Genomic DNA, 17104 nt, shown 5'->3' with positions numbered 1-17104 from the left:
TTTTTCGCTCCAAGCAGAGAATTGTTGTATTCCGTGCAACAAAATAGCAGTATTTCATCCAAATTGGCCATTTTTGAGTGATAATGTTGTATTTTGTGCAATATTCGTAGGACCACAGCACAAGCTCCAACCCGCCTCAGCCCTGCCGCGCCGCCCGGATCGCTCGCCGAGCGTTCAAATGCCCGGGCTTCCAGCGCGTGCTCTCTCGCTTGTTAAGACCAATCGAGCAGCGCCGCAGCGCACTTTTAATCTGCGGCGGCGACATCGGCTTGATCGATAACATCAAAGCGATGACGCCGCTGACATGGGCAGTGGCCATCGAAGTGCCACTTAGCTCGTTGTATTTGCCGTTAAGCCAGGACGAGTAGACCCGCTCGCCTGGTGCGTAAATATCAATTTGCTTCCCGCGATTGCTAAAGGGAGCAATTTTGCCTAACCGAGTTGTGGCTCCAACGGAGACGACCTGGGGGAAGCGGGCAGGGTAATCGACTGATTTCTTTTTGCCGTCATTGCCGGACGAAGCCACGATGACTTTACCTCTGTAAAACGCGTTCATGACAGCTTGCTCGAGAGAACGATTGTAGGACTTCATACCGAAGCTCATATTGATAATATCGAGGTCGTTATGAACACACCAATCGATACCGGCAATAATGTCCGAGACATAAGCGCTTCCAGCGTGGTCAAATGCTTTTACCGGATGAACGATGGCTCTAGGGGCTACGCCGATAATCCCTGAATGGAGGCCAGCCGCCGCGATGGTTCCAGCGATATGCGTGCCATGTCCATTGTCATCATAGGGCAGCATGCTGCGGTTTAATAAATTGATGCCCCGTGATATCGAATTGCGTAAGTCAGGATGATTGTAATCAATTCCGGTATCGATGACTCCGATCCGAATATTCTGACCTACCGATTTGTTCCAGACTTCAGGCGCGCCTACTTGATCGATGCCCCAAGGTATCGTGTGAGAGCCTGATAAATTGCTTGATCTTCTGGAGGTAATTTTGTTACCCATCGCTTGGTGAACGGTTATTTTGGTATCTTCCTCGATGTTCGGCATACCGGAGATACCTCTGAGCTTGGTATCGGGACGAAGCGTGCAGGAGAAGGCGTGAATGATTCTTAGATCGCGGACCTTGGAAAGATTTGTGAACTGAGACTTCATTCGTTTCAGCGCAGATTTGCATGCATAGTAGTCCTTAGCCGATGAGAAATGGATGAGATGCTTCTTGCCAGAATGCTTGGTGAGACCGATTTCCTCATGAAGCAAATGAAGAAAGGTGGCTATATCCATCGTGCCATCCCCCCCATGACAGCTTAGAATCGAATCTCCCCTATCATATGTACAGGTCACCCCGAATGACCGTGTCATTGTCTCTACAGAAATAAATGGGTGCGAAGCCGTGTCAGATGCGTAGGTTTTACATAGGATAAATAGAGAGGCGCGGGCAGGAGTGTCTCTTTCTCAGGTAGTGGAAACGGCTGTGATTCATTCACGCCGCTTCCTTAGGATACAGTCGCAAGCGGAGGGGGACCTTCGCTTGTATTCATTTTAGGGGGAACGCTTTCTTCTCTGCGAAGGGGTGTATAAGGCAACTGCTCGAAAGGTTTCTAAGTTGAAACGAAAGTATGAATTCTATACTCTTGTTCCGCATCAAACTTGACAAACTCGCTCGTCGTCAGGACGACGGAAATAGTTTATCCTTGAAATATAAGAATTTATATGTTTCACACAATAAGTCGGCTATATTTTTGATAAACGCACTCGTCCTAAGAGGACGGCGTAGCCGTTTATTTTAGGGGTAGTTGCATTTTTAGAAAAAATAGGTTTTACTTAATGAAGATATTGGATAAGGTAGATAGAAGAACTGAAGAAGACGATCACGATCGAAAAGGATGTGCCTTAGATGAGTAGCGAATACACACTCAAAATCACCACAGAGCAAGCGCGCGAAATGCCCATGGTGGATTTGGCGTTTGAATTACTGAAGTCGGCGAATACGCCGTTTTACTATCGTGACCTGATGGCTGAAATTGCTAAAATAAAAGGGCTGTCCGAGCAGCATGTTATGCAAGTGATTGCCCAACTATATACGGAAATCAACATCGATGGACGTTTTGCTTGCGTGGGTACGAACCTATGGGGGTTGAAACGCTGGTATCCTGTCGAGAAATCAGACGATGCGGTTGGTAACGCGAAGCGTCCGAGAATCATTAACGACGAAGATGACGATCTGGATGAAGACATCTACGCTGAGGAAGAAGATACATACGCAGAAGAAGATGAGTACGATACATTTGGTACCGAAACCGAAGAGGAAGAGGCGGAAGAGGATACTGAATTCTTCGAAGATGAAGAGATCGAAGAGGATCTTGGTGAAGCGGGTATTGAAGAAACAGACGAAGATAGTGAAGACGATTTAGATGGGGATTCCGATGAGGAAGACGAGGAAGACGATTTGGATGAAGAGGCTGAAGACGGCAAATAACTTGTCTTGACAGCCCCTATCTGTTCAGAGTAAACTATTGCATGGGCTTTAAAAGAATCTTAACATTTCGCTCAAGCGTTCAAAAAGTGCCCCGTCACTACGGGTGTCACTTTTTTTGTTTTTTTAGTGTTTTTTCACTTTATTTTCATGAAAAGCCTTATTTAGCAGAAGCTAATGCTTACAAAGTCATTCTTCTGGCAAAAGATAAGCTTATGCCTTACAACGTAAGTTTCTTATATTACAAAACCATACTAAAACTCTAGGAGGCGTACATAGTGACAAAATACATTTTCGTTACGGGAGGCGTAGTTTCATCCCTTGGCAAAGGAATTACAGCAGCGTCCTTAGGGAGATTGCTCAAAAACAGAGGTTTAAAAGTTACCATTCAAAAGTTTGACCCGTACATTAACGTGGATCCGGGAACTATGAGTCCTTATCAGCACGGTGAAGTGTTCGTAACCGACGATGGGGCAGAAACGGATTTGGACTTAGGTCATTATGAGCGTTTTATTGATATTAACCTTTCCAAAAGTTCCAACGTAACCTCAGGTAAAGTATACTCCTCCGTCATTACCAAAGAGCGTAGAGGCGAATATCTGGGTGGTACAGTACAAGTTATCCCGCACATTACGAATGAAATTAAGGATCGCGTCCTTCGTGCAGGCCGTGAAGCTCAATCTGACGTCGTTATTACAGAAATTGGCGGAACCGTGGGCGATATCGAGAGCTTGCCTTTCTTAGAAGCCATACGTCAAATGAAAAATGATATCGGCCGCGAGAATGTTATGTACATTCATGTTACGCTGATTCCTTATATTAAAGCAGCTGGTGAAGTGAAAACGAAACCTACACAGCATAGTGTAAAAGAACTACGCGGTCTAGGGATTCAGCCTCATGTTATCGTTTGCCGTACGGAGCATTCCCTAACGGAAGATATGAAACGTAAGTTAGCTTTATTCTGTGATATCGATCCTGCTGCTGTTATTGAGTGTAAGGATGCAGAAACTTTATACGAAGTTCCGATGATGCTTCGCGAGCAAGGGCTTGACGATTATGTCGTTAATCACCTGAAACTACGGACGAACGAGCCGGACATGAAGGAATGGGAAAGCCTTGTTCGTAAAGTTAAATCATTGACGAAGAAGACAGAGATTGCGATCGTGGGGAAATACGTTGCGCTGCATGACGCTTACCTAAGTATTGTTGAAGCACTAGGTCATGCCGGCATCGATAATGACTCCGAAATTAATATCCGTTGGGTGAATGCAGAAGAGATTTTTGAGCATAATGTCCATCAGCTTCTTTCAGGTGTTCAAGGTATTCTTGTACCTGGTGGATTCGGTGATCGCGGTATTGAAGGTAAAGTGGAAGCGATCCGCTATGCCCGTGAAAAGGAAATTCCGTTCTTTGGGATTTGCTTAGGTATGCAGGTTGCTGTCATTGAATATGCGCGTTCCGTTACAGGCTTGGATGGTGCGAACAGCTCCGAGATTAATCCTACAACGGCTTATCCGGTCATCGATCTACTGCCAGAGCAGAAGGATATCGAGAATTTAGGCGGTACAATGCGTCTTGGTTTATATCCGTGTAAGGTTGTTCCGGGCTCTCTTGCTGAACAGTGTTACAATGATGAGCTTATCTATGAGAGACATCGTCACCGGTATGAGTTTAACAATGAATACCGCGAATTGATTGAATCTGCTGGTTTGCGCATTTCCGGTACGTCACCGGACGGTCGATTGGTTGAGATGGTCGAGCTTCCAGGTCACCCTTGGTTCCTTGCTGTTCAATTCCATCCGGAATTTACATCGCGTCCGAATCGTCCGCAGCCGCTTTTCCGTGAATTCGTGAAAGCCGCTCAGTTGATCACTCGTTAAATCCTGCTATAACGGTTGTCGCTCCAGATAACCAACTTATTTGTAAAACTTTTCAATTAGTTTTGTCCCTCAGAAGGAAATCGAAAATGAATAGCGAATAACTTTAGAAACATATACATGGGAGTTTGTTATTCGTTTTCGGGAGGGAAATAGGCTGATGAAGAAAAAGGTATTGATTGTCGACGATCAAAATGGAATTCGCGTACTACTCATGGAGGTATTCAGTAACGAAGGGTACGATACCTATCAGGCTTCGAATGGCAAGTTGGCCTTGGAAATCGTGAAAAATTCTTCGCCTGATCTTATACTACTGGATATGAAAATTCCTGGTATGGACGGTCTGGATATTTTGAAACATGTTAAAGCCATTGATGCATCGATCAAAGTAATTATGATGACAGCTTATGGTGAGCTCGATATGATTAAAGAAGCAACAGATTTGGGTGCGATTATGCACTTTACGAAGCCTTTTGATATTGATGAATTGCGTATGGCGGTTAATATGCAGCTTAATAATGAATCAAGCAGCGGTTTTGCAGTGGGATCCTAGTCATAGGGTCTTTTTTGTTGCCAAAAAACGAGGGCTTGGTTATCATTTGAAAATTTATGTGCTATAATAACTCAGGTATGACAAAGAGCGGTATGCGCAAATACTATAGGTTCTAGGAGGAAGAGAAACATGGCATTGGTTTCAATGAATGAATTTTTACCTAAAGCAAAAGCGAACAAATTCGCGGTGGGTCAATTTAATATGAACAACCTTGAATTCGCTCAAGCGATTGTGGAAGCTGCAATCGAATTAAAATCCCCGTTCATTTATGGTGTTAGCGAAGGCGCACTGAAATATATGGGCATCGAGTTTACAGTAGCAATTGCTGAAGCTGCAGCTAAAAAATCCGGTCTGCCGATCGCTTTACACTTAGATCATGGCAGTTCCTTTGAAGTAGCAATGAAATGTATCCGTGCAGGATTCAGCTCCGTGATGTTCGATGGTTCCCACTATTCTTTCGAAGAAAACATTCGTTTGACGAAAGAAGTCGTAAAAGCAGCTCGTGCAATGGGCGTATCCGTTGAGGGTGAGCTCGGAACAATTGGCGGCGTTGAGGACGACATCTCTGTTGATGAAGAGCACGCTAACCTTGCAAAACCAGAAGAAGCTATCCGTTTCTATGAAGAAACAGGTGTTGACTGTCTGGCTATCGCTGTAGGTACTGCACATGGTATGTACGCAGGCGAGCCTAACATTCACTTTGATATTATCGAAGCGGTTTCCAAAGCGATTCCAGTTCCTGTTGTTCTTCACGGTGGATCCGGCGTTCCTGACGAAATGATTCGTAAATCTATCGCGGCAGGCGTTGGCAAAATCAACGTTAACACAGAGAACCAAGTGGCTTGTACAGAAAATATCCGCGCAGCTCTGGCTAAAGATGCTAAAATTTATGATCCTCGTAAATATCTCACCCCAGCACGTAACGCTATGATCGAAGTAGTAAAATCCAAAATTCAATTGTTCGGAAGCAGCAACCAAGCTTAATTCCAATTGTATAGACAGGGTAGGAAATGCAGTAAGGCACAGACGGAGGATAGACGAAAGAATGTCGTCCGTCTGTGTCGTTACGAGCGTTTCCTTCTTCTATTTTTTTGCGCTATGTTCTCCGAGAGAACCGTAGCTGTTTTATTTTGTAAATGGTCGCTTTTTTTATATGGATTTATAAGAAATTATTAATTTTATACGCTCGTTCGCTTGATTTTTGACGGTCGCTAGTCTTAAAGGACGCGGTGGAGTCGAATATCTTTGGTAGTAGTTTGTGTGGGGTTAGGTTGTATTTGGTTGCTTTGATTTACTACCTAGTAAGTAGGCACCTGGTTTAGGGGGAGAATCATGTTGGAAAAATTAATGGTGGTCGGGGGACGTCCACTACGGGGAACAGTTCAAATTAGCGGGGCTAAGAATAGTGCAGTTGCACTCATTCCAGCCGCCATTCTTGCTGAAACATCGGTTACTTTGGATAATCTGCCTCATCTGAGCGATGTGGCTATATATACAGAAATTTTGACGGATTTAGGGGCTACCATAGACTGGAACGAGGATCGGATGACGATCGATCCAAGTCGAATGAAATCACTTCCTATGCCGAATGGCAAAGTAAAGAAGCTTAGAGCATCCTACTATTTAATGGGAGCGCTGCTCGGAAGATTTGGAGAAGCGACGATTGGTTTGCCGGGTGGTTGCAACTTTGAACCGCGTCCGATTGATTTGCATATTAAAGGTTTTGAAGCTTTGGGTGCCGAGGTTAGCAATGAGAATGGCGCATTAAAGATACGCGCCAAAGAACTTCGCGGTGCTAAAATATACTTAGATATGGCGAGTGTTGGAGCAACGATTAACATCATGTTGGCGGCCTCACGCGCTAAGGGCATTACGATTATCGAAAATGCGGCCAAAGAGCCTGAAATCATAGATGTGGCAACGCTTTTAAACTCGATGGGTGCCAAAATTAAGGGCGCTGGAACAGAGACCATTCGTATCGAAGGCGTAACTGAGATGCATGGTTGCCGCCATTCCATTATTCCTGACCGTATTCAAGCAGGTACGTACATGATTGCTGCAGCGGCTACACGCGGCGATGTGACCGTCGACAATGTCATTCCTAAACATATGGAGGCTCTGACTGCAAAGCTTCAGGAAATGGGCGTTCATATCTATGAGATGGATGAGTCGATTCGTGTTGTGGGTCAGCCTGAATACGAAAGTGTCGACGTGAAAGCATTAATTTACCCAGGGTTTGCAACGGATCTACAATCTCCAATGGCGAGCTTACTTTGCCAAGCTAAAGGAGTTAGTATATTAACGGACCACGTTTATAGCAATCGTTTCAAGCATATTCCAGAGCTTGTGCGTATGGGAGCAAAGATGAAAGTCGAAGGACGCTCAGCCATTATTGAGGGTTCACAGCTCAGTTCTGCCAAAGTGAGAGCAACGGATTTGAGAGCAGGAGCTTCTCTTGTACTTGCGGGCCTTAGTGTAAGAACAGGTGGCATCACAGAAGTATCCGGGGTTGAGTTTATTGATCGTGGTTATGAAAACTTGGTATTCAACTTATCTTCACTGGGTGCTGAGGTTTGGCGCGAGAGCGAGGAATAAAGTACCAAGTAACAGGCAATGCTAGAATCCAATTGAAAATTTAATAGTTTGGTGGTTGAAACATGAGCATGCAGCTTGCTGAGCTTGAAGTACTCAAGCTTACTGAATTATATAAACTAGCTAAGAAACATCAGATCCAATACTACGGTACGCTGAAGAAAAAAGAACTCATCTTTGCAATTTTACGTGCACAAGCTGCTGAGAGTGGTCTAATGTTCATGCAAGGTGTTCTTGAGATCCTTCAGGAAGGCTTTGGATTCTTGCGTCCAATTAATTACCTTCCAAGCTCAGAGGACATTTATATTTCCGCTTCCCAGATTCGCAAATTTGATTTGCGGTCCGGGGACATTGTATCGGGCAAATGTCGTCCGCCCAAAGAGAATGAGCGCTATTTCGGGCTTCTTCAAGTTGAAGCGGTGAATGGTGAGAAGCCGGAAACAGCAGCGGAACGACTTCATTTCCCAGCATTGACACCTCTTTATCCAGACACTCGGATTACACTCGAAACTGAGCCTAACAAAATTTCCATGCGTATTATGGATTTGCTTGCCCCTGTTGGATTAGGCCAACGCGGTCTGATTGTAGCGCCTCCAAAAGCTGGGAAAACATTGCTGCTGAAAGAAATAGCGAACAGCATTTCCACGAATTATCCAGAAATTGAACTCTTCGTTCTGCTTATCGATGAGCGTCCGGAGGAAGTTACCGATATGCAGCGTTCCGTTAAAGGCGAAGTAGTTGCTTCTACCTTCGATGAGCTCCCAGAAAATCATATTAAAGTCGCTGAGTTAGTTCTAGAGCGTGCGATGCGTCTAGTTGAACATAAGAAAGATGTTGTCATTCTCATGGACAGTATTACCAGGTTGGCTAGAGCCTATAACCTTGTGGTTCCTGCTTCAGGCCGGACGTTAACGGGTGGTATAGACCCTGCAGCCTTTCATCGGCCTAAACGTTTCTTCGGGGCCGCTCGTAATATTGAAGAAGGCGGCAGCTTAACGATTCTTGCTACTGCACTCGTAGAAACAGGCTCACGTATGGATGACGTCATTTATGAAGAATTTAAAGGTACAGGTAATTTAGAGCTTCATCTGGATCGTAAAATGGCTGAACGCCGTATTTTCCCTGCGATTGATATTCGTAGATCCGGCACGCGCCGCGAAGAAGCACTCCTAGGTAAAGACGAGCTCGAGAAGGTATGGGCGCTTCGCAGAGGGATGAATGATTCGCATGAATATACAGAATCTTTCATTAAGAAGCTTGCCGATACGAAGACCAATCAAGAGTTTTTGGACTCTCTGGCTTCCCCTTCAGCAGGATCTACAGGGGTTAACAAAGGTAAAGTCAAAAATTCAGCTTCATAAGCTTCCAATAATAAAATGCTTCGCATCAATCATGACAAACACAGTCGTCCTTAAGGGCGACTTATGTCGTTTATCCGTGACGCACAAAGAGGAGTACCGTTATGAACTTGGTTTATTCAGACTTACAAGGAAACGTTTTTGACCATCCTGATTTCTTGGCACTTGGTCGAAACGCTGAAATGATAACAGAAATTTTAGAAGATGAGTTAATTCCTCTGCCTGAGGGATCAACATTAGTCAGTCTTCCGTTTACTCGTCCGGTAGGCATTGACGCCGCAACAGGTGATATGAAGCTGGTTGAGGGAGATTATCACGCCGTTGGGGCCTTGCTCCCGCAAGGCTTCACTAGGCTTCTGCTCCCTGGCTATGTGAAATCAGACAAGTCTAAAGCGCTGCCCCTGTTTGGATACACGGCTGTCGTATGGAAAAATGACGGTTTCTATGTAGCCGCTCGATTGACAGATAATCCTTATTACTGGAATCCCGTTCATTGTGACCCTACTGAGCTTGAGGTAGAGGTCAAACGATTGGTTGCTAAGTATCCGGATAATCGATTATATGCGCACTTGTCCAACTGTGCACTAGGATATGAATGTCTGACAGCTTCGAATACGTTCCTTCAGCGCTGGGAGGGGGCCGTTCCGGTATCCTATTCCTGTAACGCAGGATGCTTCGGCTGTATTTCGGAACAACCGGATGAGAGTGGCTTCGTAGCGCCTCAGACTCGTATGAACTTCAAGCCAAAGGTCGAAGAGATCACTCAGATCATGCTCGAGCATCTGCGGACGCCTGAGAGTATTATCTCCTTTGGACAGGGCTGTGAAGGGGAACCTAGCACGCAGGCTGTGATTATTATCGATGCCATCAAGCAAGTGCGTGAGCAAACGAAGATGGGCTTCATTAACATCAACACCAATGCAGGTCTCACGGATCATATCCGCGGCATTGTTGATGCCGGGCTTGATCTCATGCGGGTTAGTACGATTAGCGCGCTGGATGATCACTATAACGCCTACTATAAGCCAAGAGCTTATACGCTCAAAAATGTTGAGAAGTCTCTCCGCTACGCCACGGATAAAGGAGTTATAACTTCGATCAACTATCTTGTATTCCCTGGTGTAACCGATCGAGAAGAAGAGATCGAAGCGATGATCGAATTCGTACGAAGAACGGGACTAAAATTGATTCAATTGCGCAACCTGAATATTGATCCCGAGAGTTACCTTGGCATTATCCCCAAAGCAAGAGGTGAACTGCTTGGGATGAAGCAAATGATTGAGATTTTCGAGCAAGAACTTCCTGATGTTGTGTTGGGTTCCTACTCGCATACTCCGAAGTTCTACACGAGTGACCGAACGGTCACTACGGTGCTCTAAAGGAAGCCATCCATGGTCTTTTTTCCATTGCATCAAGACTTCCGAATATGATACAATGCATAAGTACGTCCATTAACTCTGTTTCAGCAAATGATTCAGGGCGGAAAGAGGTGAACCATCATGAAAGCAGGTATTCATCCTACTTATCATGCAACCACAGTGACTTGCGCTTGTGGTAACGTGTTCGAAACGGGTTCTATTAAGCAAAATCTTCGCGTTGAGATTTGCTCTAATTGCCATCCTTTCTACACAGGTAAACAGAAGTTTATCGATGTAGGCGGCCGTGTCGACAAGTTCAAAAAGAAATACGGAATCTAATTGGCATCAATTACTTTGCTGCCAATCAGCATAAGACAACCTCCCTTGGTCATCCTAAGCTTAGGCTTAGAGTCCAATGGGAGGTGTTTTTATGTTTAGGGGTCTGCTTAGGTTTACGGTTGCCAGCCTGCTCATTACAAGCTTAGTTGGCTGTGGAATTAATTCAGGTAACAAGAACCCGCCTCAGACCAATGATGCAAATTATAAAGCCCAGCATTACAAGCAAGACGGTTACTTGGGAATTACGAGTGTGAATCCGAACGACCCGCTTAACCCTACTTATCATCACTACGAGGATGATTCGAACTTAATGAAGGCCGTGCTCTCACAGCTGCAAGGTATTGAGAAAACCAATATCTCTATTAACGGACCGACCGCTAAGGTGAAAATAAAACCAAGGCCATCTTTGACGGCTGCGCAAGTGGAGGAGCTTCGTTCCCAAGCTCAAATGGCGCTGAACACCAACATGCCGCGCTACAAAGTGATCGTAAAAATGGTTCCCTAAATAGGTAGATTTTCCCCTCGGTTGCTATTTATAATTGAATCAGCTATACTATTTTTACCGTGCTAGATGGGGAGGTAGCGGTGCCCTGTAACTCGCAATCCGCTGTAGCGAGGTTGAATTCCTGTTAGCGGTACTGTGATGTGAGGTCTGGCTTTTACACGTGGTGTTGAGAGTCGGGTCCTTCGCAATGAATGCTCATGAACCCGGTCAGGTCTGGAAGGAAGCAGCCGTAAGTGAGATGTTTCATGTGCCGAGGGGTTGCCTGATTTGAGCCAACGGTAAGAGTTCGCTTGTATCACTTTATCAATAACAGGTGCACGGTTTTAATGATTATATGTGAACTTTCATAATGACACCTAACAAAACGCCAGTATCTTGGGCGTTTTTTCTTTTTTTCAAGGGAAGGAAAATTCTTGCTCTAAAGAGAATGGTTATAACATGTAGATTCATGTAACGTAACGTTTGCGCATTTTGCGATTGAATAGAGAGAAAGTGAAGGTGTTGCTGAAATGTCCATTCATGACCCTCAAGATTACATGGTATCCATCGATGAAATGCGGAAGCTATTCAACCATAGCATACAAACGGGTATGCTCGTTGTGGATGAGGATGGCAAGATCATTTTAGCAACAGATCAAGTTTTGAAATACTCGGGCTATTCAGCCGAGGAAATTACGCATATCTCATTCCCTCAACTTTTTAAAGTGAGGGCATCTTTGCGTGAGCTGTACGAATTTTACTTTAAGAACGATTCCAGTCCAGGGGAATGGCCCCATGGATTCCTAGTAGGCAAGAATGGTGAAACGATGTTTTATCAATTCTCGATGTTGAAGCTTATGCGCGGTGATAAGTTTATGTATCTCTTGACCATGAAGCATCAGGATAGCTCGCAATTAAGCTTGCTGCAGCGGTTCTCGGACGCTTTTTTGAAAGATATTAATTTAGGTGTTTTGTTGATAAGTGTGAATTTTACGCTTGTTGACGTCAGTGATCGGGCTTGCCAGATTCTAGGAATGGATAGGGAGCATATTCTTAATAAGTCTTTAGATGAGATCTTTGCTGCGATCCCGAGTCAGCATAAGCTTGTCCAACGAACGATTTTGAATGGTGCTATAGTCCGCAATCATGCGGTTTCATGGACGAATAATCAAGAGCGGTTTGAGTTACTGCTGGATTCAAATGTCCTCAAAGATAATCAAGGTAACATTGTAGGGGCTTATGTCATCTTCAAGGATGTCACGAATATGCGCTCGCTGGAAGAAATGGTTCAAAGAAGTGACAGACTTGCTATGATTGGACAAATTGCAGCTGGCACTGCTCATGAAATTCGGAATCCGCTAACTTCAATCAAAGGATTTCTTCAGGTGCTTCGGCGCACTTTTGAAGTGAAAGGGATGGAGAGAGAGCAGAGTTTCACGGTAGTCATGCTGGAGGAAATCAATCGGATCAACGAGTTAGTGAACGAATTTCTACTGCTGAGTAAGCCGAAGCATGTTTCTTATGAGAGGATTGATGTGACTGAAGTGCTGCGAGGGATATTGCCTATTATCAATAATGAAGCTATCTTGTACGATGTGAATCTTCAATATGAGGCCTCGTACCATTTGCCGGAAGTGATTGCTGATAAAGAGCTGCTCAAGCAGGTATTCTTAAATGTTTGTAAAAATGGCATCGAGGCTATGTCGGATGGAGGGGTTTTAACGATTTCAGAGAAAGTGGACACGGTGGAACGAAATGTCTGCATTGACATTCATGACACAGGTTCTGGCATACCGATGTTCGTGATTGACAAAATTTTTGATCCTTTCTTCACAACCAAGGATACAGGTACCGGATTAGGCCTGTCGGTGTGCCAACGAATCATTCATGATATGGGTGGGACGATACGTGTTTCTTCCAAGGGCTTTGGAACGACGTTTACGATATCGATTCCTTATACTTGATCGTCTATTTCATCCATAGGTGCGTTATAGTATAATGGATTCAGTCATTCCATGCAGGGATTATTGGAGAGGAACACTATGGCACATATCGCTCTGTACCGAACGTGGAGGTCTCAGACGTTTCGTGAAGTTGTCGGTCAGAAACATATCACGCAGACGCTGCAGAATTCTTTGCGAGAAAATCGACTTACACATGCTTATTTGTTCAACGGACCTCGAGGAACAGGTAAGACCAGTACGGCCAAAATATTAGCCAAGGCAATCAATTGCTTAAACGGTCCTGCGGAAGAGCCGTGCAACGCTTGTTCAGCATGTGAACGAATCACCGAAGGTGCTGTCATGGACGTTGTCGAAATCGATGCTGCCTCCAATCGCGGTGTAGAAGAAATTCGGGATATTCGTGATAAAGTAAAGTATGCCCCTACAGAAGTAAGGCAGAAGGTGTACATCATCGATGAAGTGCACATGCTCACGACCGAAGCTTTTAATGCCCTTTTGAAGACGCTTGAGGAGCCTCCGGCGCATGTCATGTTTATTTTGGCAACAACGGAACCGCATAAGATACCGGCTACAATTATTTCCCGCTGTCAACGCTTTGACTTTCGGAGAGTTTCGATGGAAGATCAGGTTCTGCGGCTGCAATATATTTGTGATCAAGAGCAGATCTCGGTTAGCGAGGAAGCGCTCCATTATATAGCGAGACTATCGGATGGTGGGATGCGGGATGCGCTCAGTCTGCTGGATCAGGCCGCGTCCTTTGCGACAGGTGAAGTTCAGCTCTCAGACATTTTGTCTATCACCGGTGGTGTAGCTTCCGATCAATTCAAGAAGCTCGTTCTTTACATCAAAGAGAAGAATCTTGGAGCTGCGCTTGAGCTCATCGATACTTTTATGCAGGAAGGCAAGAGCGCTGACAAATGTATTGAAAATTTGATCAATTACTTCCGTGATTTGCTCATGGTTCGCATGGTGCCGAATTCACCTGTAATTACAGAACGTGTTTTTGATATGGGTGACCTTAGGGAAGTAGCGAATCACTTCTCACCGAGTGAAATGATGGCTATGATTGAGACGTTGAATCATTACCAAAGCGAAATGAAATACTCTGTACAGCCTCAGACCCTGCTAGAAATATCGATTATGAAAATTAGCGGTGGTCACAGAGGAGCAGAGAGCAGTTCGAGTGTCAGTATCCCGGCGGAAGTTGGAGGGCGTTTGCCTCAAGGTGATCTTTTTGCCCAAATGACCCAGAAACTTCAACAACTTGAAGAACAGATAGCTTCACTGGTAAAATCGGGAGTAACGGGTGCAGCGGCCGATTCCAATGCTAGGCAAGCAGCTTCTGCCAAAGTGCCGGTGGCCTCAGCCCCTTCGAAGAAATCGGGCATCAAGCTGGATGGTTACTTGAAAGCCGCAGAGGGTTCAGAAACCAAAGCTGCTCTCATGAAGTGGAGTCAAGTGTTAGGCGAGGTCAAAGAAAAGAAGATTACCGTACATGCTTGGTTCGTTAATGGTGATCTGGTGTCTATGCTTGATGATGTCGTACTCGTGGCTTTCAAGAATGAGATGCATCGCAATACAACTGAAAAGCCAGAAAACAAGGTCATAATCGAGCAAGTGCTTACTTCGGTGCTTGGCAAGCCTATGCGTTTACTTACGATTATGCGTAAAGAATGGGACGACGCTAAGAATGATGCGGCTAGTAGCGCTCCAGAAGTGATGGAGCTAGTCGCTGATGGCGAAGATAACGGAACAGCTGCCAAAGAAGAATGGATTTCTGAAGCGATCCAATTGTTTGGCGAAGAGCTAGTGACAATTAAAGAAGACTAAATATGAAGGAGCTACCTACCATGAATAACATGAACCAAATGATGAAACAAGTGAAGAAAATGCAAGAGCAAATGATGAAAGCCCAAGAAGAACTAGGTACGAAAATGATCGAAGGTACAGCAGGCGGCGGTGTCGTTACTGTTATTATTAACGGACACAAAAAAGTGCAAAGCATTACAATTAAGCCTGAAGCTGTTGATCCGGATGATGTTGAAATGCTGCAAGATCTCGTACTTACGGCAGTAAATGATGCAATGTCCAAAGCAGAAGAAATTGCAAACAAAGATATGGGCAAATTCACAGGCGGTATGAATATCCCTGGATTGTTCTAAGGCAACCAATTATAACGATTCTGAATGATGAAGGAGTCTTCCTTTGTATTACCCCGAACCGATCGCCAAGTTAATCGATGCTTTCTCCCGTCTGCCGGGGGTAGGTCCCAAAACGGCAGGCCGCCTAGCTTTTCACGTTCTTCGCATGAAAGAAGAAGAAGTGATTGACTTCGCGAAGGCGCTTGTCAATGTGAAACGGAACCTTCACTACTGCTCCGTCTGTTGTAACATTACGGACGTTGATCCCTGCCGCATCTGTCAAGATAAGAGCAGGGACGGTTCCATCATTTGTGTCGTACAAGAACCTAAGGATTTGGTCGCTTTGGAACGTACCAAAGAATTCGAAGGGTATTATCACGTGCTGCATGGTGCGATTTCCCCGATGGAGGGGATTGGACCGGATCAAATTCATATCGCTGAACTACTCAAACGTTTGGGTGATGAAACAGTGCAGGAATTGATTCTGGCTACCAATCCGAATATCGAGGGAGAAGCTACTGCCATGTACTTGTCCAGGTTAATTAAACCTTTCGGTCTCCGAGTTACGCGTATCGCACATGGGCTGCCAGTAGGCGGAGATTTGGAATATGCGGACGAAGTGACTCTGACCAAAGCCATGGAAGGGCGCAGGGAATTATAAATACTGCATAATAATCAGGGAGCTGCAAAGCTCTCTTTTTTACTGCCCAAAAAGTATCTTAAAGTTCTAAAATCTCCGTTTCTCCCATATGGATAAATCAATCCGGTTATATGAGGAATGGAGGTTTGCTTGTGCGACCAGCTTTATTAGGAAAGTACGGGATGAAGAACCCAAAGACGAAAAGCGTGCAAGAAGAACTGAAAAAGGACAAGCAGATGCTGATCCAAGAGATTCGTACAGCTCATGCGACTTGGGTGGCGGCTCAAGCGCACTTTGAGTTTGCTTTGGACAAGGATCAGATTGATTATGCCATCTATGCGATGGAAGCTGCAGAAAAAAGATTTGAAATGCTCATCAAACAAGCCAAAAGGTTAGGTGTAAGTTTAATTGACAGTGATCGGTTAATGGAGGTGAAGTAAGTGTATCTTAAATATGTCATATGGGGGGTACTCATACTCTCATCTCTCATGCTAGTGTTCCTGATATTTCGTAGTCGCGGCGGAGGGAGGGTGTTATCAGCACTGGGGTTGAATGTTGTTGTTGCAGCATTTCTCTTATATACATTGAACTTATTGAGTACTTATACACAATTTGAACTCCCTATAAATACAGCCACTCTAGGGACGGTTACTGTTCTAGGGATTCCTGGGATCCTACTTCTTGTAGGTTTAAAACTGACTTTGCTCTAGATGGAAGAACATTCAAGTAAATCATGTATTGACTCGGCTGCAGCATCTGTGGTATCTTATAAAAGTTGCCGCTGAGACATGCGGGGATAAAGAAGTAACTTGGAAAAAACAAGTTGCAAAAGAATTGTTAGTGTGTTATATTGATCTTCCGGCTTTCGAGAGAGAGTAGGACGAACAGTACAATTGATCTTTGAAAACTGAACAACGAGTGAGTAAGTACGAACGAGAAATCGTTCAAAAAGAGATTGCAAAATCTCGCTAGCAAGTCAATGAGCATTTCAGCTTTCAGATATACGGATGAGCAATCGTCCACTATTATGGAGAGTTTGATCCTGGCTCAGGACGAACGCTGGCGGCGTGCCTAATACATGCAAGTCGAGCGGATTTATCCTTCGGGATAAGTTAGCGGCGGACGGGTGAGTAACACGTAGGTAACCTGCCTATAAGACTGGGATAACTATCGGAAACGATAGCTAAGACCGGATAATTGATTTTCTCGCATGAGAGAATTATGAAACACGGAGCAATCTGTGGCTTATAGATGGGCCTGCGGCGCATTAGCTAGTTGGTAGGGTAACGGCCTACCAAGGCGACGATGC

At 44.7% G+C, this 17104-nt stretch carries 16 protein-coding genes, 1 rRNA gene and 1 other RNA gene; 17 read left to right on the top strand and 1 reads right to left on the bottom strand.

Features of this window, described 5'->3' with window-relative positions:
• Positions 1-136 precede the first annotated feature (136 nt).
• Positions 137-1297, bottom strand: a complete 1161-nt coding sequence (locus tag AC58UU_RS34930; protein WP_497322095.1) for a S8 family peptidase — start codon at positions 1295-1297, stop codon at positions 137-139.
• A gap of 613 nt (positions 1298-1910) precedes the next feature.
• Between AC58UU_RS34930 and rpoE the strand changes: the two genes are divergently transcribed.
• The 17 genes from rpoE to AC58UU_RS34845 all read left to right on the top strand — a co-directional run.
• Positions 1911-2492 (top strand): DNA-directed RNA polymerase subunit delta, encoded by a 582-nt coding sequence (gene rpoE, locus AC58UU_RS34925; RefSeq protein WP_497322094.1) that lies wholly within the window; start codon positions 1911-1913, stop codon positions 2490-2492.
• A 275-nt stretch (positions 2493-2767) separates the two neighbouring features.
• The gene (gene pyrG, locus AC58UU_RS34920; protein ID WP_497322093.1) at positions 2768-4369 is read left to right on the top strand and encodes a CTP synthase; all 1602 of its coding nucleotides are present in this window, start codon (positions 2768-2770) and stop codon (positions 4367-4369) included.
• A 157-nt stretch (positions 4370-4526) separates the two neighbouring features.
• The gene (locus AC58UU_RS34915) at positions 4527-4919 is read left to right on the top strand and encodes a response regulator (RefSeq protein ID WP_029197213.1); all 393 of its coding nucleotides are present in this window, start codon (positions 4527-4529) and stop codon (positions 4917-4919) included.
• A gap of 129 nt (positions 4920-5048) precedes the next feature.
• Complete coding sequence (gene fba, locus AC58UU_RS34910) at positions 5049-5903, top strand: class II fructose-1,6-bisphosphate aldolase (RefSeq protein ID WP_047685406.1); 855 nt, start codon at positions 5049-5051, stop codon at positions 5901-5903.
• Positions 5904-6254: 351 nt separating this feature from the next.
• Positions 6255-7514, top strand: coding sequence for a UDP-N-acetylglucosamine 1-carboxyvinyltransferase (murA, locus tag AC58UU_RS34905; protein WP_497322151.1), 1260 nt, complete (start codon positions 6255-6257; stop codon positions 7512-7514).
• 62 nt (positions 7515-7576) lie between these two features.
• Positions 7577-8872, top strand: coding sequence for a transcription termination factor Rho (rho, locus tag AC58UU_RS34900; protein WP_307437722.1), 1296 nt, complete (start codon positions 7577-7579; stop codon positions 8870-8872).
• 101 nt (positions 8873-8973) lie between these two features.
• Positions 8974-10248, top strand: coding sequence for a radical SAM family protein (locus AC58UU_RS34895; RefSeq protein WP_497322092.1), 1275 nt, complete (start codon positions 8974-8976; stop codon positions 10246-10248).
• A 120-nt stretch (positions 10249-10368) separates the two neighbouring features.
• Complete coding sequence (rpmE, locus tag AC58UU_RS34890; protein ID WP_029197218.1) at positions 10369-10566, top strand: 50S ribosomal protein L31; 198 nt, start codon at positions 10369-10371, stop codon at positions 10564-10566.
• Positions 10567-10657: 91 nt separating this feature from the next.
• The gene (locus AC58UU_RS34885; RefSeq protein WP_497322091.1) at positions 10658-11071 is read left to right on the top strand and encodes a hypothetical protein; all 414 of its coding nucleotides are present in this window, start codon (positions 10658-10660) and stop codon (positions 11069-11071) included.
• Positions 11072-11128: 57 nt separating this feature from the next.
• Positions 11129-11392: signal recognition particle sRNA large type (ffs, locus tag AC58UU_RS34880), an RNA gene on the top strand.
• A 188-nt stretch (positions 11393-11580) separates the two neighbouring features.
• A complete protein-coding gene (locus AC58UU_RS34875; protein ID WP_497322090.1) occupies positions 11581-13014 on the top strand; it encodes an ATP-binding protein in 1434 nt (477 codons plus the stop codon).
• Positions 13015-13092: 78 nt separating this feature from the next.
• A complete protein-coding gene (gene dnaX, locus AC58UU_RS34870) occupies positions 13093-14844 on the top strand; it encodes a DNA polymerase III subunit gamma/tau (protein WP_497322089.1) in 1752 nt (583 codons plus the stop codon).
• Positions 14845-14864: 20 nt separating this feature from the next.
• Positions 14865-15176 (top strand): YbaB/EbfC family nucleoid-associated protein, encoded by a 312-nt coding sequence (locus AC58UU_RS34865; RefSeq protein ID WP_307437747.1) that lies wholly within the window; start codon positions 14865-14867, stop codon positions 15174-15176.
• A 43-nt stretch (positions 15177-15219) separates the two neighbouring features.
• Positions 15220-15816 (top strand): recombination mediator RecR, encoded by a 597-nt coding sequence (recR, locus tag AC58UU_RS34860; protein WP_047685391.1) that lies wholly within the window; start codon positions 15220-15222, stop codon positions 15814-15816.
• Between the two features lie 131 nt (positions 15817-15947).
• Positions 15948-16235: a DUF2508 family protein gene (locus AC58UU_RS34855; RefSeq protein WP_497322088.1), complete on the top strand. Its 288-nt coding sequence runs from the start codon at positions 15948-15950 to the stop codon at positions 16233-16235.
• Positions 16236-16283: 48 nt separating this feature from the next.
• Positions 16284-16505, top strand: a complete 222-nt coding sequence (locus tag AC58UU_RS34850) for a pro-sigmaK processing inhibitor BofA family protein (RefSeq protein ID WP_497322150.1) — start codon at positions 16284-16286, stop codon at positions 16503-16505.
• A gap of 314 nt (positions 16506-16819) precedes the next feature.
• Positions 16820-17104: ribosomal RNA gene (locus tag AC58UU_RS34845) — 16S ribosomal RNA — on the top strand; the annotation flags it as partial.

The organism is Paenibacillus sp. JT22N1, assembly GCF_059692155.1.
This window is presented reverse-complemented; position numbering and strand designations above follow the sequence as displayed.